Origin of the sequence: Bradyrhizobium genosp. SA-3 (assembly GCF_004212635.1) — a bacterium.
Taxonomy (GTDB): domain Bacteria; phylum Pseudomonadota; class Alphaproteobacteria; order Rhizobiales; family Xanthobacteraceae; genus Bradyrhizobium.
Genome location: NZ_PSRT01000008.1, coordinates 30,924 through 49,707, shown reverse-complemented (window position 1 = coordinate 49,707; position 18,784 = coordinate 30,924). Strand labels below are relative to the sequence as shown.

Sequence of the window (18,784 nt, the reverse complement as noted above, 5' to 3'; positions counted from 1 at the left end):
TACCAATTGGCACGGCCGCCTTGCCGCAAGTGTGCGCAGGCGCATGGACATCGGAGCTGGAAAAGCTCTAAAAATTGGACGGCCGCCTTGGGCCAGGTTCCGCTGCAGGTTTCGCCGATGGATTACAACGAGTTCTTCAGTTCCGCCCTCGACCGTCTCCACACCGAGCGACGCTACCGCGTGTTTGCCGACCTCGAGCGCACGGCCGGCCGGTTCCCGCACGCGGTCTGGCACTCGCCCAAGGGCAAGCGCGACGTCGTGATCTGGTGCTCCAACGATTATCTCGGCATGGGCCAGCACCCCAAGGTGGTCGGCGCCATGGTCGAGACCGCAACCCGCGTCGGCACCGGCGCCGGCGGTACCCGCAACATCGCCGGCACGCATCATCCGCTGGTGCAGCTCGAGGCCGAGCTGGCCGATCTCCACGGCAAGGAAGCCGCGCTGCTGTTCACCTCGGGCTATGTCTCGAACCAGACCGGCATCGCGACCATCGCGAAACTCATTCCGAACTGCCTGATCCTGTCGGACGAGCTCAACCACAATTCGATGATCGAGGGCATCCGCCATTCCGGCTGCGAGCGGGTCGTGTTCCGCCACAACGATCTTGCTCACCTTGAAGAGCTGTTGAAAGCGGCGGGGGCGAACCGGCCCAAGCTGATCGCCTGCGAGAGTCTTTATTCGATGGACGGCGACGTCGCTCCGCTCGCCAAGATCTGCGACCTCGCCGAGAAATATGGCGCGATGACCTATGTCGACGAGGTCCATGCGGTCGGCATGTACGGCCCGCGCGGCGGCGGCATTGCCGAGCGTGATGGTGTCATGCATCGCATCGACATCCTCGAGGGCACACTGGCCAAGGCGTTCGGCTGCCTCGGCGGCTATATCGCCGCGAACGGCCAGATCATCGACGCCGTGCGCTCCTATGCGCCGGGCTTCATCTTCACCACCGCGCTGCCGCCGGCGATCTGCTCGGCCGCAACCGCCGCGATCAAGCATCTGAAGACCTCGAATTGGGAGCGTGAGCGCCACCAGGACCGCGCCGCCCGCGTCAAGGCGATCCTCACTGCCGCCGGCCTGCCGGTGATGTCGAGCGACACCCACATCGTGCCGCTGTTCGTCGGCGATCCCGAAAAGTGCAAGCAGGCCTCCGACCTGCTGCTCGAGGAGCACGGCATCTATATCCAGCCGATCAACTATCCGACCGTCGCCAAGGGCTCCGAACGGCTGCGCATCACGCCCTCGCCCTATCACGATGACGGCCTGATCGATCAGCTCGCCGAGGCTCTGCTGCAAGTTTGGGGTCGTCTCGGCCTGCCGCTGCGCCAGAAGTCGCTGGCGGCGGAGTAGGCGCTCCTTTCACCCTCCCCTGGAGGGGGAGGGTCGGCGCACATTGAGCGCAGCGAAATGTGAGACGGGGTGGGGTGACGGTCTCTCCACCTCGAACGCTGCCCGTGTGGAAAGATCACCCCACCCCGCTCGCGCTGCGCGCGATAGCCCTGCCCCTCCAGGGGAGGGTGAGGGCCGGCCGCCGGCGCTAAGGCTTAACGACAACCCCAGTTCCCGGCCCCACCGGGCATTTCGCTGTCGCTTGCGACCGCTCAACGCGCTAGATTTGCTGGGAAAATGAGATCGGGCGCGGCCAGCGCCCAGGGAGAAGCGCGCTCGCCATGCTGCACGACTGGAGCGTGATCGCCGCCGCCTTCGGCTACATCGGCTTTCTGTTCCTGGTGGCGAGCCACGGCGACCGCCGTTCGCCGGCCGGGCCTGGCCGCGCCTCCGGGCTGATCTACCCGCTGTCGCTGGCGATCTACTGCACCTCCTGGACCTTCTTCGGCTCGGTCGGCTTTGCCACCCGCACCTCGACCGACTTCCTGGCGATCTATCTCGGTCCGATCCTGATGATCGGGCTCGGCGCCGGCGTGCTTCGGCGCGTGATCCAGCTCGCCAAAGCCCACAACATCACCTCGATCGCCGATTTCATCGGCGCGCGCTACGGCAAGAGCCAGGCGGTGGCGGCCACCGTGGCGCTGATCGCCATCATCGGCTCGGTGCCCTATATCGCGCTCCAGCTCAAGGCGGTCGCCTCCTCGCTCGGGACGATCCTGAGCGAAGACCAGGCCTTCTCCCACATCCCGATCCTCGGTGACATGGCGCTGATGGTGACGCTGGCGATGGCGGCCTTCGCCGTGCTGTTCGGCACCCGCCATACCGACGCCACCGAGCACCAGCACGGCCTGATGCTGGCGGTTGCGACCGAATCCATCGTCAAGCTGGTCGCCTTCCTGGCTGCCGGCATCTTCGTCACCTTCTGGATGTTCTCGCCGCCCGAACTGATCGAGCGCGCCATGAAGACGCCGGAGGCGGTGCGCGCCATCAACTACTCGCCGTCGATCGGCAACTTCCTGACCATGACGCTGCTGTCGCTGTGCGCGATCATGATGCTGCCGCGCCAGTTCCACGTCAGCGTCGTGGAAAATTCGTCCGACGCCGAAGTCGGCCGCGCGCGCTGGCTGTTCCCGCTCTATCTCGTCGCCATCAATCTGTTCGTGATTCCGATCGCGCTGGCCGGCCTCGTCAGCTTCCCGTTCGGCACGGCCGACCCCGATATGTACGTGCTGGCCCTGCCGATCGAGGGCGGCGCGAATCTGCTCAGCGTCGCCGTGTTCGTCGGCGGACTGTCGGCGGCGACCGCCATGGTGATCGTCGAATGCGTCGCGCTCTCCATCATGGTCTCGAACGACCTCGTGGTGCCCTTGGTGCTGCAACGACGGCCGGAGGGACGAACCGGCGGCGCCGATTTCAGCGATTTCCTGCTGCGCTCGCGGCGGCTTGCGATCTTCGCCATCATGGTGATGGCCTATTTCTACTATCGCGCGCTCGGCAACACCCAGCTCGCAGCGATCGGCCTGTTGTCCTTTGCCGCCATCGCCCAGCTTGCACCAAGCTTCTTCGGCGGGCTGCTGTGGCGGCGGGCGACGGCGCGCGGCGCGATCGGCGGGATGCTGGTCGGCTTCGCGGTGTGGCTCTACACGCTGTTCATCCCGAGCTTCATGGATTCCTCGACGACGGGCATTCTGCTGCTCCAGCACGGACCGTTCGGAATCGAGGCGCTGCGGCCACAGGCGCTGTTCGGCGCCGATCTGCCGCCGCTGATGCACGGCGTCATCTGGTCGCTGTCGCTCAACATTCTCACCTACGTACTCCTCTCGCTGGCGCGCGGCCGTCTTCGATCGAGCTGGTGCAGGCCGATCTGTTTGTCCCCAACACGCTCGCGCCGATCTCCCCGAGCTTCCGCCGCTGGCGCACCACCGTCACCGTGCAGGATATCCAGACCACGGTGGCGCAATATCTCGGGCCCGACCGCGCCCGCCATTCGTTCGAGGCCTTCTCGGCGCGGCGCAATGTCCGGCTGGAGCCCGGGGCGCCCGCCGATTTCGAGCTGTTGCAGCACGCCGAGCACATGATCGCGTCCTCGATCGGCGCAGCTTCCTCGCGGCTCGTGATGTCGCTGCTCCTGCGCAAACGAACCGTATCGGCGAAGGCCGCGCTGAAACTGCTCGACGATTCCCATGCGGCGCTGCATTTCAACCGCGAGATCCTCCAGACCGCGCTCAACCATGTGCGTCAGGGCATCGCGGTGTTCGATGCCGATCTGCAACTGATCTGCTCCAACCGGCAGTTCGGCGATCTGCTCAACGTTCCCCCGCATTTCATCCAGTTCGGCACGCCCTTGCGTGAAATCCTGGAATTCCTGGGCGTGAGCGATCCGCCCGAGCCGGGCGACCGCGACGTGATGATCGAGCAGCGGCTCGCCGCCTACACCACCGACAGCGAGCCCTATCTCGAGCGTCTGCCGGAACGCCACATGGTGATCGAGGTGCTCACCAACCGCATGCCCGGCGGCGGTTTCGTCATCACCTTCACCGACGTCACGCCCACCTTTGAGGCGGCGGAAGCGCTGGAGCGTGCCAATGCGACGCTGGAAAAGCGCGTCCGCGACCGCACCGAGGAGCTGACCCGGCTGAACTCGGAGCTGGCGCTGGCCAAGAGCACGGCAGAGGATGCCAGCATCTCCAAGACGCGCTTCCTTGCCGCCGCCAGCCACGACATTCTCCAGCCGCTGAACGCGGCGCGGCTCTACATCACCAGCCTTGTCGAGCGCCAGCACAATGGCGAGGAGACCCGGCTGGTCGAGAACATCGACGAGTCGCTCCAGGCCATCGAGGAAATCCTCGGTGCGCTGCTCGATATCTCCAGGCTCGATGCCGGTGCGATGACGACCTCGATCTCGAGCTTCAAAATGGCCGATTTGATGCGCTCGCTGGAGATCGAGTTCGCGCCGATCGCGCGCGCCAAGGGCCTTGAGCTCGCCTTCGTGCCCTGCTCGCTGCCCGTCGAGTCGGATCGGCTCCTGCTGCGGCGCCTGCTCCAGAACCTGATCTCCAACGCGATCAAGTACACCCCGCGCGGTCGCGTGCTGGTCGGCTGCCGCCGCCGCGGCGCCTCGCTCAGGATCTGCGTCTACGACACCGGCGTCGGCATCCCGCCGGTCAAGCGCGCCGAGATTTTCAAGGAATTCCACCGCCTGGAGCAGGGCGCGCGAATCGCGCGCGGCCTCGGGCTGGGACTCTCGATCGTCGAGCGGCTGGCGCGCGTGCTCAAGCACGGCATTGCCATCGACGGCAATGCAAGCGGCGGTTCGGTATTTTCGGTGACGGTGCCGACGGCGAAGGCGATCACCCACACCGCGGCCGTGACCAGCGCGACGCCGCTGGCACGCACGCCGATCTCGGGCGCGCTGATCGTCTGCATCGAGAACGATGCGGCGATCCTCGACGGCATGCGCACGCTGTTGAAGGCCTGGGACGCCGAGGTGATCGCGGTCGCCGACCCCGAGGGCGCGATCGCCGCGATCGAGGCCGCCGGACGACGCGTCACCGGCCTGCTCGTCGACTATCATCTCGACCGCGGCAATGGCATCGCCGCCATCCGCGACATCCGCCGCCGCTTCGGCGACGGCATCCCCGCCATCCTGATCACCGCCGATCGCAGCCCCGCCGTGCAAATGGCTGCGCGCGACGAGAAGATCGCCGTGCTCAACAAGCCGGTGAAGCCAGCCTCGCTCCGTGCCCTGCTCGGCCAGTGGCGCACGCAGCAGATGATGGCGGCGGAGTGAAGCAGCCTTGCTTGCGATGGCCAGCGGGTCTTCCGGTTAGGGTGCCAGCCGCGTGAAGACGTAATCGCGTCCCTTGGCCCGCGCTTCATGGCATGCGAAGCAGGTGCGATGCTGGGCCTCGTCGACCGGCTTGCCGTCAATGAAACGGCCAAACCCCCAGCCGCCGGTTGAGGCGTATTTCTTGGAGTCCTTGACCATCACCTGGACCGTCGTAGCAGCGCCGGGAATCGTCGCGGACGCAAATTCAGGGGACTGTTTCCGCTTCCAGGCGCGCTTGACCAGAACGGTGCCGTCCGGGAACGGAAGCTTTCCGGCCTGATGGGCGTCGATTGCGGTCTGGTTGCCGACGACAGTGCGAAGCTCGTCGAGCGGCGCCGCCTCTTCGGCTGGCGCGATCAGCTCCCACTGCTTGTAGCCCGGCGGAATCGTGACGCCGAAGATCGGCGAGGCGTCCGCCGTCGCGGGCCCCTCGGCGGAAGCGATCGTGACGAGATACGGCACGCAGGTCAGGAGCACGACGAGGAGGCCCACGGTGAGCACGATCATCGTGGCGTAGGGAGATTTCTTCTTTTCAGGTTCGGATGGCGTCATGACGTTTCATCAAGCTGGGTTCGACGGGCGATCCTCGGTCCAGCCTGGCTGGACCGAGATGCTGACAGATGTTCAGCCGCCATCGGCGTCGATGACGGCCTTGGCAAAGGCTTGCGGTGCTTCCTGCGGCAAATTGTGGCCGATGCCGCCGGTGATCAGGCGAAACTCGTATCGGCCTGAGAACTTCTTGGCATAGGCGCTCGGGTCGGGATGCGGCGCGCCGTTGGCGTCGCCTTCCATCGTGATCGTCGGCACGTCGATGATGGGAGCTGCCGCGAGCTTCTTTTCAAGATGCTCGTATTTCGGCTCGCCCTGGGCAAGCCCGAGCCGCCAGCGGTAGTTATGGATCGTGATCGCGACATGATCCTTGTTGTCGAACGCCGCCGCGCTTCGATCGAAGGTGGCGTCGTCGAACTTCCATTGCGGCGAGGCGAGCTTCCAGATCAGCTTGGCAAAATCATGTGTGTACTTCTCGTATCCGGCGCAGCCGCGCTCGGTCGCGAAATAGAACTGATACCACCATTGTAGTTCAGCCTGCGGCGGCAACGGTGCATTGCCCGCGGCCTGGCTGGAGATCAGATAGCCGCTGACCGACACCAATGCCCGGCAGCGGTCCGGCCACAGCGCGGCGATGATGTCCGCGGTGCGCGCGCCCCAGTCGAAGCCGGCGACAACGGCCTTCTTGATATCGAGCTTGTCCATCAGCGCGATGATGTCGGCGGCCATCGCAGCAGGCTCGCCGTTGCGCGGCGTCTCGCCGGCGAGGAAGTGCGTCGTGCCATAGCCGCGCAGATAAGGAATGATCACGCGATAGCCGGCCTTTGCCAGGATCGGCGCGACATCGACGAAGGCGTGAATGTCGTAGGGCCAGCCGTGCAGCAGGATCGCCACGGGACCGTTCGAGGGGCCCGCCTCCGCATATCCGACGTTGAGAACGCCGGCATCGATCTGCTTGATCGCGGCGTAGGATGCGTTCGATGCGGAGGACCGCGGCGCCTCGGTCTCGGCGCGGGCGATCACGCCGAGACCAATGGCAACGGTTCCCGCGGCAACGCCAAAGAACTGGCGGCGGTGCTGGTCGATGATCTGCTTCATGGTGGTGCTCCCTTGTTGGGGTAGATGATGATGCGTCAGATCAGCGCGACCGTGACGTCGATGTTGCCGCGGACGGCCTTGGAATAGGGGCAGGTTTGATGCGCTTCATCGATGATGCCGCGCGCAATCTCGCGATCGAGACCCGGCAGACTGATATTGAGGCGCGCCCTCAGCGAGTACGCGCCCTCGTCGAGCACGAGATCGATCTCCGCATCGATCGCGCACTTCCTGGGAAGATCCATCTTGCGCTTGCGCGCGGCGATCTCCATCGCGCCTTCGAAACAGGCCGACCAGCCGGCCGCGAACAATTGCTCAGGATTGGTGCCGATGCCTGCACTGCCCGGCGGCGACAGCTTGACGTCGAGGCGACCGTCGGAACTGCGCGACATGCCGTCGTGTCGACCGCCGCTGGTGTGTGTCTTGGCCGTGTAAAGCAGTTTTGCCGCTTGCGTCATGAAGCTCTCCTTGCCGTCGCGCAACTGACTAGCAGCGGCTGCCGCAGCACACCCGTTTGGAGTTGTGAGAAGTTGTGAGGTCTTGGGTTCGCGCGCCTCACAAGGCCTGCATCCACGGTCTGATGCCGATGCAGGCACGCGCCTTGCCGGATCGCACCCGTCTGGCTATCGGATCCCTGGAAAGGATCAGGATTTCGTCATGACTGAACCGGCGGGGGCTGCGGCAGGAACCCTATCGTTCGGGCCATTCACCGTGACGCCGCATGAACGGCTGGTGACGCGCGATGGCGTCGCGCTGCCGCTCGGCGCGAAAGCGTTCGACATTCTGATCGCGCTGATGTCGCGGCCGAACGAGGTCGTCAGCAAGTGGGATCTGATGGCGCTGGTGTGGCCTGGCCTGACCGTTGAAGAAGCCAGTTTGCGCTTTCACATCGCAGCTCTTCGCAAGGCGCTCGGCGACGGCAAGGACGGCGCACGCTACATCACCACGCTGTCCGGCCGCGGTTATTGCTTCGTGGCGCCGATCTCGCAGACGATCATCCCGCCAGAGCGGCGCCCGGCGCCGCAGGGCGGCTTGTCGCCGGTGAAGCTGCCGAACCGGCTGCAACGGATGGTCGGACGCGACGATGCGATCGCCGCCGTCTCGGACAAACTCATCGCCTCGCGCTTCGTCACGATCGCCGGCCCCGGCGGCGTCGGCAAGACCGCCGTGGCGATCGCGATCGCGCACGACCTGCTCGAGACCTTCGCCGATGCCGCTCACTTCGTCGATCTTGCCGCGCTCAGCGATCCCGATCTCGTGATCACCTCGATCCTGCTAATGCTGGGCTTGCCGGCGCAGACCGACGATCCCTTGCCCGCACTGCTCGCGCATCTCCACGACAAGAAGATGCTGCTGATCCTCGACAATTGCGAGCACGTCATCGCCGCCGTGGCGCCGCTGGCTGCGGAGATCTTCCACGCCGCGCCGCATGTCCATATCCTGGCCACGAGCCGCGAAGCCCTGCGCGTCGAGGGCGAGCAGGTCTATCGATTGGCGCCGCTCGCCGTTCCGCCGGACGGCTCCGGGCTAACGGTCGCTGCCGCGCGGACCTATCCCGCCCTGCAACTCTTCCTCGAACGTGCCACGGCCAGCGGCGCGGAGATCGCGCTCGACGATGCCAATGCCGCGATCATCGCAAGGATCTGCCGCAAGCTCGACGGCATGGCCCTGGCGATCGAGCTCGCCGCCGGCCGGGTCGAAGCCTATGGCCTGGAGCAGACGGCAACGCTGCTCGACGAACGCCTCAATCTGCTCTGGCAGGGCCAGCGCACCGCGCCGCCGCGGCAGAAGACGTTGCAGGCGACCTTGGACTGGAGCTACGGGCTCCTGTCCGACACCGAGCGCCTGGTGCTGCGCCGGCTTGCGGTGTTCGCCGGGCACTTCACCATCGACGCCGCGCTCGAGGTCGTCCCGGACGAACGCGTCGATCGCTCCCACCTGTTCGGCGCCATCGACAGCCTCGTCGCCAAGTCCATGGTCGCGCCGCGACCGATCGGCGCCATGATGCGCTACCGCCTGCTCGACACGACGCGCGCCTATTTGCTCGAGATCGAACCGAACGACGCGGAACTCGCCGCACGTCATGCCATCTACTACCGGCAATGGCTGGAGCAGGCCGGCTCGACATGGGCCATGGTGCCGAGCGCCGACGAACGGGCGATCCACTTCTCCGCACTTCACAACGTGCGCGCCGCGCTGGACTGGTGCTTCGGCACGGACGGCAACGCCAGTATCGGCATTGCGCTCGTCGCTGCGGCGGCACCGATCTTCCTCGCAATGTCGCTCTTGATCGAATGCCGGCGTTGGTCGGAACGGGCGCTGCTTGCGATCGATCCCTCCTCGCGCGGCAGCACTGAGGAAATGCACATCCAGGCTGCCCTCGGCCTCACCTTGATGTTCACGCGGGGCGGCAGCGAAGCGGCGCGCGCCGCCCTAAGCCGGGGCCTTGCGATCGCGGAGGCGCGTGGCGACGAGATCAACCGGCTCCAGCTGCTCGGCCGCATGCATATCTTCCACGAGCGGATGGGAGAGTTCGACGCCGCGCTCGGTTACGCCCAGCAGAGCCTTGCCGTCGCCGAAGCACTCGGCGATGCGGCCTCGATCGCACTCGCCCATTCACTTCTGGGCGTCTCGTTGCATCTGGCCGGCGAGCATCGCGATGCTCTGACGATGCTGGAGGCCGCCTGGCGGGGGCCTGGCACGGAACGGATCAGCACGGTCTACGGCTTCGATCACCGCAACCGGGCCGGCATTTCGCTCGCACGAGAGCTTTGGTTGCAGGGCCGGCCAGTGCAGGCGCAGCAACTGGCGCGGCAGACGGTCACCGAAGCCGCGCAGATGGATCATCCGATCACGCTCTGCATCTCGCTGATCTGGGCGGTCTCGATCGACCTCTGGAACGGAGATCTCGACGGCGCGGAAGCGAACATCGACCGCTTCATCGCACACGCCGAATCGCGCTCGATGGGCCCGTACCTCGCGGTCGGCCGAGGTGTCAAAGGCGAGCTGGCAATCCGGCGGGGAAACGCCGCCGACGGCGTCGAGACGATCAGGGCTTGTCTGCGCGAGCTCCACGATGCCGGCTACGAGCTGCTCACCACGACCTTCAACATCGCGATGGTTCAGGGCTTGTTGGCACTCGGACAGATCGAGCAGAGTGCGCGCCTGCTCGATGATGCGATCCGCTTGGTCGAACAGAGCGGCGATCATCTCTACATGCCGGAGCTGCTGCGGATGAAAGGCAGAGTGCTATTGTCGCTGCCGCAGCCAAGGGCTGAGCAAGCCGAAGCCCATTTTGTGCAGTCCCTGGATTTGAGTCGCCGCCAAGGCGCAAAAGCCTGGGAGCTGCGGGCCGCAATCGATCTCGCCGGGCCCCTTGCCAAACGCGACCGCCGCGAGGAGGCGAAGCGATCACTTCGATCGGCCCTCGATGGCTTTGTCGAGCGCTCGGACTCGGCGGACATCCGCGCCGCCAGCGCGCTTCTGACGACGCTGTAGCGGCCCTCACCCCGTCGGCGTGCCCTGCTTCCATTGGCCGCCGGCGATCTTCGCCGCGGCAATGACTGCCTGGGTGCGGCTTTCGACGCCGAGCTTTTGCAGGATGGCTGAGACGTGCGCCTTGATGGTGGCCTCGGAGACGCCGAGCTCGTAGGCGATCTGCTTGTTGAGGAGGCCCTCCGAGAGCATCATCAGGACCCGGACCTGTTGCGGCGTCAGCGTCACCAGGCGATCGCGCAGGCGCGTCATGTCGGGGTCGGCAGCGGCCGACAGATCGGTGTCGGCGGGAACCCAGACGTCGCCTTCCATCACCTTGAGGATGGCATCGCGCAGCGTCTCGACACCGAACCGCTTCGGGATGAAGCCGGAGGCGCCGAAATCGAGCGAGCGGCGGATCGTGGCGCTGTCGTCGGAGGCCGAGACGATCACGACCGGAATCGCCGGATATTGCGCGCGCAGATAGATCAGGCCGGAAAAACCGGAGATCCCGGGCATCGAGAGGTCGAGCAGGACCAGATCCACGTCGGAGGTCTGTTCCAGCAGCTTGGTCAGATCCTCGAACGATCCGGCCTCGTCGATCCTGGCCGAGGTCAGGACGCCCGCCACCGCCTGTCGCAGCGCGTCGCGGAACAGGGGGTGATCATCGGCAATGACGAGATGGGTCGTGGGAGCGTTCATCGTTCTCTTGCTGTCGTTCGCGACCGGCCGGCGAGTCGATGCGGCGGCGGGTCAATTCTTCCCTGCCCGGCCGTGGCATGCAAGTGCACATTATCCCTTTGCTGCAAAGGGGTTAATCCACAACCTCGTCCGGCCGCGCCGCACCCGATACCAGCACCGTCAGCTGCGCGTCAGTGCGCAAGGCCAAAAGTCGTATTGGGGAGGGTTTCACGGCGATGTTACCTTAACGATCAGGTCGCCCGGCTTTCCGACAGGAGCCGGGTTGCGAAACAACGGTTTGGGGAGCGAAAACTGATGACCATGGCTGCGACCGCGGGCGGGACCGTCCGCACCCGAGGGATGACTGGCGAGGAGCGAAAGGTCATTTTCGCCTCTTCACTTGGCACCGTCTTCGAATGGTACGATTTCTACATCTACGGCACGCTCGGCGCCTTCCTGGCAAAATATTTCTTCTCAAACGTGCCGCCGAATGTCGGCTTCATCTTCGCACTGCTCGCCTTCGCAGCCGGCTTTGCAGTCCGCCCCTTCGGCGCACTGATCTTCGGCCGGCTCGGCGACATGATCGGCCGCAAATACACGTTCCTCGTCACCATGACGCTGATGGGCGTCGGCACCTTCTTCATCGGTCTGCTGCCGGGCTATGCGAGCTGGGGCCTCGCCGCGCCGATCGTGCTGATTGGTCTGCGCCTGATCCAGGGCCTGGCACTCGGCGGTGAATATGGCGGTGCGGCGACTTACGTTGCCGAACATGCCCCACAGAACCGGCGTGGCTATTACACGTCGTGGATTCAGACCACCGCGACGCTCGGTCTGTTTCTGGCGCTGCTGCTGATCCTCGGCATCCGCACGGCGATGGGCGAAGAGGCATTCGGCGATTGGGGTTGGCGCATTCCGTTCCTGCTCTCCGGCGTCCTGCTGGCGGTTTCGATCTGGATCCGCTTGAGCCTGAACGAGTCGCCGGTGTTCCAGCGCATGAAGGAAGAGGGCAAGACCTCGAAGCGCCCGCTCACCGAAGCCTTCGGCGAATGGAGCAATGCCAAGATCGCTATCTTGGCGCTGTTTGGCGCCACGGCCGGTGAAGCGGTGGTGTGGTACGGTGGACAGTTCTATGCCCTGTTCTTCCTCACCCAGACCCTGAAGGTACCGGCCGTGCCGGCGCAGATCATGATCGTGGTTGCGCTCGCCCTGGGTACGCCCTTCTTCATCATCTTCGGAATTTTGTCCGACAAGATCGGCCGCAAGCCGATCATCCTCGCCGGCTTCCTGCTTGCGATGGTGACCTACTTCCCGATCTTCAAGGGCATCACCCACTTCGCCAATCCGAAGCTCGAAGCCGCGCTGGCAGCCTCGCCAGTGACGGTGATCGCCGACCCCAGCGAGTGCTCGTTCCAGTTCAAGGCAACCGGCACTGAGAAGTTCACCACTGGCTGCGACATCGCCAAGGCCGCACTGGTGAACCTGTCGGTGAACTACCAGAACCAGGATGCGCCGAAGGGCACGGCGGCGACGGTCAAGATCGGCGAGCAGACGCTCACGTCCACCTCGCCCGATTTCGCCAAGGCTTTGCCCGCAGCGATCAAGGCTCATGGCTATCCGGCTTCCGCCGATCCGAACGACATCAACTATGTCATGACGACGGTCCTGCTCTGGATTCTCGTGATTTACGTGACCCTGGTCTACGCGCCGATCGCCGCCTGGCTGGTTGAGCTGTTCCCAAGCCGAATCCGCTACAGCGGCATGTCGCTGCCCTACCACATCGGCAACGGCTGGTTCGGCGGCTTCCTGCCGGCGACGGTGTTTGCGATCGTGGCTGCTACCGGGAACATCTATTCCGGCCTGTGGTACCCGGTCGCCATTGCCGCGATGAGCCTGGTGATCGGTTTCCTGTTCCTGCCGGAAACCAAGGATGTCGACATCAAGCAGATCTAGTTGAGATCAGCCGGAACCAAAGCTCCGGCGATCAGACACGAACGGCCGCGGATTCCGCGGCCGTTTTGCTTATGACGTCGCGCCGACGAACTGCAGCACCACCTCGCGCCGATGCGACCGGCTGCGATGTTCGATCAGATAGATCGCCTGCCAGGTGCCGAGCGCGAGCTTTCCGTTCACGACCGGGACCTGAAGCGAGGCCCCCGTCAGCATCGTCTTGATATGCGCGGGCATGTCGTCGGGCCCCTCGGTGTCATGCGTCCATCCGGCGTTCTCCGGCGCGAGCCGGGACAATGCCGTGGTGAGATCGGTGAGCACTGAAGGGTCGGCATTCTCTTGAATCGTCAGCGAGGCTGAGGTGTGGCGGATGAACAATGTCAGCGCGCCGTCGCGCGCGTGAGCTTCGGCGATGAACTTGGCTGCCTCGCTGGTCAGATCGGTGAAGCCGCGGCCCGGCGTCTGCACGGTGAGCAGCGACGATGTGACGGTGGCGGCCTGCACCGACGAGGGCGCCGAACGCGTTACGGACTTGCCTGATGTCATCAAAAAATCCCTTCAACTCCGGACGCTGTCGTAGGGTGGGCAAAGGCGCAAAGCGCCGTGCCCACGTCTTCTCTCGTCATCGTGGAAACAGGGTGGGCACGGCGCAAGAGCGCCTTTGCCCACCCTACAAGAGCTCAATGCTTTGGCCGCGCGAAGGGGTCCTCAAATCTTCCCCGACACGTCCTTCTGCACGCGGTTGGCCATGTCGATCAGCCGGCGCCAGGCTCTTTCCAGGAACGACATCACACGGTCGAGATCCTGGTCGCTCGGCAGCGGGATCTCGATCTTGCGCTCGCCCTCGGCGGCTTTCGGCTCCGCCTTCTTGAGCGAATCGGACTTCGGCAGCGGCTCGTCGATCTTGCCCGACACCGTCGGCCCGGCCGCGAGCTGGCCCTTCAGCTTCTCGACTTCGGCCTGAAGCCGGCCGATCTCGGCATCGAGTGCGGACCGCTCGTCGGGCACCGCGTAGCAAGCCCAGCCGGCTCCGTTCTTGGTGCAAGTCGACATGGTGCCGGTGCGGGTGTCGAGCCGCAACACGCCCTCGGGGATCGGCGTCATGCTGTAGCGGCCGTTTTCACTGTCGGGAGCGGATTGCGCGGCGGCGAAGCCACCGCTGACGACCATCACCACGGCGAACGCGGCTACCGCAAACCATGATGTTGTGGATGACGTCACAGGTCTCATCTTGCGCTCCGCCACGACGTGCAGGTGGCACTTTCGCAATTCTACACCCCGCCGAGGCCATCCGCCGCCCAAAACGCACCACCGATATCAACGACCGCGACGGTCCCTTTGATCCCGGCAGCGCGGCGAAATGGCGGCTGCATCCGCCGATCATGCGGAGAGCTGCTGCGGTGCGGCGTCACGCTGTGTGCCGCGCTGCCGTGCGCGCAAATATCATCAACCAAATCAGATACATAACAGAAAGCGACGCAATCGTGACTTGGCTTGACTTGATTATAGGCCATCAGTATGGTCCGCGCGGCTTTTGAGGGTGGCGGGCGTAATTTCCATTCAGCCGCGGCGTTTCGGGTCTTCGTTGCATGACACAGGGCACGGGACACGGTGAGAATGGAGATCGCGATAAATCGTCCGAGGAAGCTGCGCTTTCCGAACGGCTCGGAAGTCTTGATCAGCGGTTGTCCGAACTTCGGGACCGGCGGAGCAAGACCGAGCAACCCGCAGGTGACGGTGACGACGGAGCGGCCAGAGCCTCGGCGATGGCGCTTGGTTTCCGGTTATCCTCGGAGTTGGTCGCCGGCGTCGTTGTCGGAGCGGGGATTGGCTGGGGGTTCGACCGCTTGCTGTCGACGTCGCCTTTCGGATTTATCGTGTTCCTGCTGCTGGGCTTCGTCGCCGGCGTGGTGAATGTGGTGAGAACGGCGGGCGCGGGTCAAAACAGGCGCGGTGGTTCTTAAGCGATCCCCAGGAGAGGAATGATCGTGCCGGCTCGCCGGTACGGGCCGGCCGGGCCGGCAGACCGAGACCCGCCGGCATTGCCCGGCAGACCAAGAGATGCCGCGCTGATGAAAATCGACCCGATCCACCAGTTCAACATCGAGCCTCTCTTCACCCTGGGCCATATCGGCAATCATACGATCGCCTTCACCAATTCGTCGCTCTACATGCTGGTGGCGGTCGCGATCATCTCGATCCTGATGCTTGCCAGCGGCACGCAGCTGATTCCCGGGCGCCTCCAGTCCGTCGCTGAAATCTCCTACGAATTCGTCGCCTCGACCATCCGTTCGACGGCCGGCGCGGAAGGCATGAAGTTCTTCCCGCTGATCTTCTCGCTGTTCATGTTCATCTGCGTCTCGAACCTGGTGGGCATCATCCCCTACACCTTCACGGTGTCGAGCCACCTGATCGTCACCGCGGCGCTCGCGCTCCTGGTGTTCTTCACCGTCCTGATCTACGGCGTCTACAAGAACGGCCTGAAATTCTTCAAGATTTTCGTTCCCCACGGCGTCCCCATCTACATCCTGCCGCTGGTCATGTTCATCGAGGTCCTGTCGTTCTTCCTGCGGCCGGTCTCCCACAGCGTCCGTCTCTTCGCCAACATGCTGGCCGGCCACATCGCGCTGAAGGTGTTCGCGGGCTTCGTCGCCATGCTCGGCTTCTCGCTCGGCGCCGTCGGCTGGGTCGGAGGCGTGCTGCCGCTGGCGCTCACGGTCGCGCTGACTTCGCTCGAGATCCTGGTCGCGTTCCTCCAGGCTTACGTGTTCGCGATCCTGACCTGCATCTACCTCAACGACGCCATTCATCCGGGACACTGAGCGGTCCGGGGAATTTCCACCCACAACGCAATCTTTCTTCCAAGGAGTCTAAAATGGATCCGGCAGCAGCAAAACTTATCGGCGCGGGCATCGCGTGCATCGGCATGGGCGGTGCGGGCGTCGGCGTGGGCGTGATCTTCGGCAACTACCTCGCCGCGGCGGTTCGCAATCCGTCGGCCGCTCAGGGCCAGTTCGGCAACCTGATCTTCGGCTTCGCCGTGACCGAAGCGCTCGGCATCTTCTCGTTGCTGATCGCGCTGCTGCTGCTGTTCGTTCCGCTCTGAGGACGACGTTTTTCGCGCCGTTCCAGCCCCTGGGACGGCGCGCGTGACAGCAACAGGAGAACTCCATGGCTGAGAGTCATGGCGGCGCAAAAGGTCCGGCGGCGGGCGCTCACACCGAGGCTGACGGTGGTCACCACGGTGGCGGTTTTCCGCCGTTCGAGAGCAGCAGCTTTGCTTCACAGCTGGTGTCGCTCGCGATCTTCTTCGTCCTGCTTTACGTGATCGTGTCCAAGCTCGCTCTGCCGCGCATCGGCGGTGCGATCGAGGCGCGGCAGAACAAAATCGAGGGCGACCTCGCCGAAGCGCAGAAGCTGAAGGACCAGTCCGACGCGGCGCTGAAGGCCTATGAAAGCGAGCTCGCTTCGGCGCGCACGCGGGCACAGGCGATCGGCAACGAATCCCGCGACAAGGCGAATGCGCAGGCGGACGCCGCGCGCAAGGCGCTGGAAGAGCAATTGGCGGCCAAGCTCGCCGGGGCGGAGAAGACCATCGCCTCGACCCGCGCTGCCGCCATGAGCAACGTCCGCGGCATCGCGGCGGATGCGGCAGGCCAGATCGTGCAGCAGCTCACCGGCGTCGTTCCCGACGCAGCGTCGGTCAATGCCGCGGTCGATGCGTCCTTGAAGGGTTAGTCGAGATGTTCTTCGAACCTGAATTTTGGGTCGCCGTCGCCTTCGTGATCCTGATGGTCGTGTTCGGCTATCTCGGGATCTTCAAGACGGCGATGACCGCGCTCGATCATCGTGCCGACCGCATCAAGGCCGAGCTCGACGACGCCGCACGTCTCAAGCAGGAGGCAGCCAAGGTGCTCGCCGACTACAAGGCGCGCAGTGCCGCGGCCGAGCGCGAGGCTGCCGACATCATCGCCAATGCCAAGTCCGAAGCCGAGCGCATCGCGGCCGACGCCAAGGCGAAGATGGAAGACTTCGTCGCCCGCAGAACCAAGACCGCGGAGAGCAAGATCGCGCTCGCCGAGGCCCAGGCGCTGGCCGATGTCCGCGCCGCAGCCGCCGAAGCCGCCGTCCAGGCCGCCTCGGCGATCCTGTCGCAGTCGGTCAAGGGCCAGGTCGCCGACGACCTGCTCGCCAAGGGCATCAACGAGGTTCGGCAGAAGCTGAACTGAGATTTTGCCTTCACCAAACAAAAAGCCGGCGCGATGTGCGCCGGCTTTTTTGTTGTCTGAAAGATGTCCCGGACGCGGCGCGGCATGCAATGACGCGACGCTGAGCCGGGACCCAGTTGTGCCGCGTCGTGGGCCCCGGCTCTGCAGCGCACCGCTAAGAAGCGCTGCGCTGCGTCCGGGGCACGAGCCTTACCCTACTTCCTCTTCCGCCCCTTCGGCTCGGGCGAGAGCGCCTGCGGGTCGAAACCGACATAGAAGATGTAGGAATCGGCGACCGCAGCTGAGGGGATCGGGTAGGCCAGATCTTCGGCGACGAAGGTGAAGGGCACGCTGCCGCCCTCCGACATCTCGACCGTGGTCCGGTAGGCCTTCGAGGCGATCACCTTCTCGCCGACGCCGCCCTGCACCACGGCAATACGCAAGGGGACCTCGACCGTCGCAGGCGCGCCGGCGGGACCGGCGATGACACGGCCCTGGATTCCGATCCGGGCGGTGATATCGCCGCCGCTCCGGGCGCATTCGCGCGCCATTTTGGTGATCGTAGCCTGGAAGCGGATCTCATTACCGACGGCCGGCTTGCCGCCAGCGCCAACCGCATAGGTGGAGGCGCCGGCGCGCACGGTGACCTGCGGGCAATCGACGTCGTCATCGGCTGGCTGGCCGGGCGCGGGCGCCGGCTTGGGCTGGGCCGGCTCGTCAGACTTGCCGCCGAACAGGCTCTTGAAGCGGTCGCTCAAGGACTGGGCCGCCACCGGCGAAACGGACGCGAGCGCAATCGACAACGCCAGCGCGACCGCCGTCCCCTGCCGCAACGCATTCCGCGATGACCGAAGCTCCTTCACCATCGACACCCATACTCCATGACAGCATTCCGGCCGATCGCAGGCCGGCCCGCGCCGTTATATCGCCAAAATCGGCGAACCCAAGGCAGGTAAATTACGGCAGCAAGCAAGGCGGGACGATCAAGACTTTGGCCGCAGGAGGTGGCGGCTCAGCCGCGAAAATCCTCATGCAGCAGGCCGAACAGCAGGTGATCCTGCCAGATCCCGTTGATGCAGAGATAGCGGCGCGCCAGCCCCTCGCGGGAGAAGCCGCACTTCTCCAGCACCCGGATCGACGGCGCATTGGTGGGGATGCAGGCGGCCTCGACCCGGTGCAGGTTGAGCTCGCCGAACAGCGTCGGCAGCAGCACCCGCAGTGCCGCGGTCATGTAGCCGCGATGGGCGTAGGGCTGCCCAATCCAGTAGCCGATGGTGCCGGCCTGTACGATGCCGCGCCGGACATTGGCCAGCGTGATGCCGCCGACCATGGCGCCGTCGAGCTCGCGAAAGATCAGAAAGGGATAGGAACGATCCGCGGCGATGTCCTCTGAATAGCGGCGCAGACGGCGGCGGAAGCCGGACCGGGTGAGGTCGTCCGAGGGCCAGATCGGCTCCCAGGGAGTGAGGTAGTCGCGGCTGCTTTCGCGCAAGTGAGCCCATTGCAGGAAATCCGACATCTGCGGAGCGCGCAGCAGCAACCCGTTGCCGCGCGGCGCGAGTGCGGCGGGTCCACTGGATGGCAGGCGAAAGAGGGCCATGGTGATGCTTCCGGG

17 protein-coding genes and 1 pseudogene are annotated in these 18,784 nt (G+C 65.0%); 9 read left to right on the top strand and 9 right to left on the bottom strand.

Features of this window, described 5'->3' with window-relative positions; genetic code table 11:
* Positions 1 to 117: 117 nt before the first annotated feature.
* Positions 118 to 1,347 carry a 5-aminolevulinate synthase gene (gene hemA / locus CWO91_RS04015; protein ID WP_130212367.1) on the top strand — a complete coding sequence of 410 codons (1,230 nt, stop codon included), beginning with the start codon at positions 118 to 120 and terminating at the stop codon, positions 1,345 to 1,347.
* A gap of 320 nt (positions 1,348 to 1,667) precedes the next feature.
* Positions 1,668 to 5,176 (top strand): annotated as a pseudogene (locus CWO91_RS04005) (PAS domain-containing hybrid sensor histidine kinase/response regulator).
* A gap of 36 nt (positions 5,177 to 5,212) precedes the next feature.
* Here CWO91_RS04005 and CWO91_RS04000 read toward each other — a convergent pair.
* The 3 genes from CWO91_RS04000 to CWO91_RS03990 all read right to left on the bottom strand — a co-directional run bounded on the left by CWO91_RS04000 (position 5,213) and on the right by CWO91_RS03990 (position 7,317).
* Positions 5,213 to 5,767, bottom strand: a complete 555-nt coding sequence (locus tag CWO91_RS04000) for a cytochrome P460 family protein (RefSeq protein WP_130212332.1) — start codon at positions 5,765 to 5,767, stop codon at positions 5,213 to 5,215.
* A 72-nt stretch (positions 5,768 to 5,839) separates the two neighbouring features.
* On the bottom strand, positions 5,840 to 6,862 hold the full coding sequence (locus CWO91_RS03995) for an alpha/beta fold hydrolase (RefSeq protein ID WP_130212331.1): 1,023 nt from the start codon (positions 6,860 to 6,862) through the stop codon (positions 5,840 to 5,842).
* Between the two features lie 35 nt (positions 6,863 to 6,897).
* The gene (locus CWO91_RS03990) at positions 6,898 to 7,317 is read right to left on the bottom strand and encodes an organic hydroperoxide resistance protein (protein WP_130212330.1); all 420 of its coding nucleotides are present in this window, start codon (positions 7,315 to 7,317) and stop codon (positions 6,898 to 6,900) included.
* 199 nt (positions 7,318 to 7,516) lie between these two features.
* Between CWO91_RS03990 and CWO91_RS03985 the strand changes: the two genes are divergently transcribed.
* Entirely contained in the window at positions 7,517 to 10,357 is a 2,841-nt protein-coding gene (locus tag CWO91_RS03985) for an ATP-binding protein (protein ID WP_130212329.1), read from the top strand.
* 6 nt (positions 10,358 to 10,363) lie between these two features.
* Here CWO91_RS03985 and CWO91_RS03980 read toward each other — a convergent pair whose 3' ends face one another.
* Positions 10,364 to 11,035, bottom strand: a complete 672-nt coding sequence (locus CWO91_RS03980; RefSeq protein ID WP_130212328.1) for a response regulator — start codon at positions 11,033 to 11,035, stop codon at positions 10,364 to 10,366.
* A gap of 294 nt (positions 11,036 to 11,329) precedes the next feature.
* Here CWO91_RS03980 and CWO91_RS03975 point away from each other — a divergent pair, with 294 nt between their 5' ends.
* A complete protein-coding gene (locus CWO91_RS03975; RefSeq protein WP_245471112.1) occupies positions 11,330 to 12,964 on the top strand; it encodes an MFS transporter in 1,635 nt (544 codons plus the stop codon).
* A 69-nt stretch (positions 12,965 to 13,033) separates the two neighbouring features.
* Here the strand turns inward: CWO91_RS03975 and CWO91_RS03970 are convergent, their stop codons facing one another.
* The 3 genes from CWO91_RS03970 to CWO91_RS42680 form a co-directional block, all read right to left on the bottom strand.
* Entirely contained in the window at positions 13,034 to 13,507 is a 474-nt protein-coding gene (locus CWO91_RS03970) for a secondary thiamine-phosphate synthase enzyme YjbQ (RefSeq protein WP_130212327.1), read from the bottom strand.
* Positions 13,508 to 13,669: 162 nt separating this feature from the next.
* Entirely contained in the window at positions 13,670 to 14,191 is a 522-nt protein-coding gene (locus CWO91_RS03965; protein ID WP_130212326.1) for a hypothetical protein, read from the bottom strand.
* Between the two features lie 41 nt (positions 14,192 to 14,232).
* Positions 14,233 to 14,475 carry a hypothetical protein gene (locus tag CWO91_RS42680; protein WP_165405215.1) on the bottom strand — a complete coding sequence of 81 codons (243 nt, stop codon included), beginning with the start codon at positions 14,473 to 14,475 and terminating at the stop codon, positions 14,233 to 14,235.
* A gap of 75 nt (positions 14,476 to 14,550) precedes the next feature.
* Here CWO91_RS42680 and CWO91_RS03955 point away from each other — a divergent pair, with 75 nt between their 5' ends.
* The 5 genes from CWO91_RS03955 to CWO91_RS03935 all read left to right on the top strand — a co-directional run bounded on the left by CWO91_RS03955 (position 14,551) and on the right by CWO91_RS03935 (position 17,190).
* On the top strand, positions 14,551 to 14,925 hold the full coding sequence (locus CWO91_RS03955; RefSeq protein WP_130212325.1) for an AtpZ/AtpI family protein: 375 nt from the start codon (positions 14,551 to 14,553) through the stop codon (positions 14,923 to 14,925).
* A 108-nt stretch (positions 14,926 to 15,033) separates the two neighbouring features.
* Positions 15,034 to 15,783, top strand: a complete 750-nt coding sequence (locus tag CWO91_RS03950; RefSeq protein ID WP_128936811.1) for a F0F1 ATP synthase subunit A — start codon at positions 15,034 to 15,036, stop codon at positions 15,781 to 15,783.
* 53 nt (positions 15,784 to 15,836) lie between these two features.
* Positions 15,837 to 16,067, top strand: coding sequence for a F0F1 ATP synthase subunit C (locus CWO91_RS03945; RefSeq protein ID WP_007599451.1), 231 nt, complete (start codon positions 15,837 to 15,839; stop codon positions 16,065 to 16,067).
* A gap of 65 nt (positions 16,068 to 16,132) precedes the next feature.
* On the top strand, positions 16,133 to 16,699 hold the full coding sequence (locus tag CWO91_RS03940; protein WP_130212324.1) for a F0F1 ATP synthase subunit B: 567 nt from the start codon (positions 16,133 to 16,135) through the stop codon (positions 16,697 to 16,699).
* Positions 16,700 to 16,704: 5 nt separating this feature from the next.
* A complete protein-coding gene (locus CWO91_RS03935; protein WP_130212323.1) occupies positions 16,705 to 17,190 on the top strand; it encodes an ATP F0F1 synthase subunit B in 486 nt (161 codons plus the stop codon).
* 194 nt (positions 17,191 to 17,384) lie between these two features.
* Here CWO91_RS03935 and CWO91_RS03930 read toward each other — a convergent pair whose 3' ends face one another.
* Both CWO91_RS03930 and CWO91_RS03925 read right to left on the bottom strand, forming a co-directional pair.
* Positions 17,385 to 18,035, bottom strand: coding sequence for a hypothetical protein (locus CWO91_RS03930; protein ID WP_130212365.1), 651 nt, complete (start codon positions 18,033 to 18,035; stop codon positions 17,385 to 17,387).
* Positions 18,036 to 18,181: 146 nt separating this feature from the next.
* On the bottom strand, positions 18,182 to 18,769 hold the full coding sequence (locus tag CWO91_RS03925; protein WP_130212322.1) for a GNAT family N-acetyltransferase: 588 nt from the start codon (positions 18,767 to 18,769) through the stop codon (positions 18,182 to 18,184).
* Between the last annotated feature and the right edge of the window lie 15 nt (positions 18,770 to 18,784).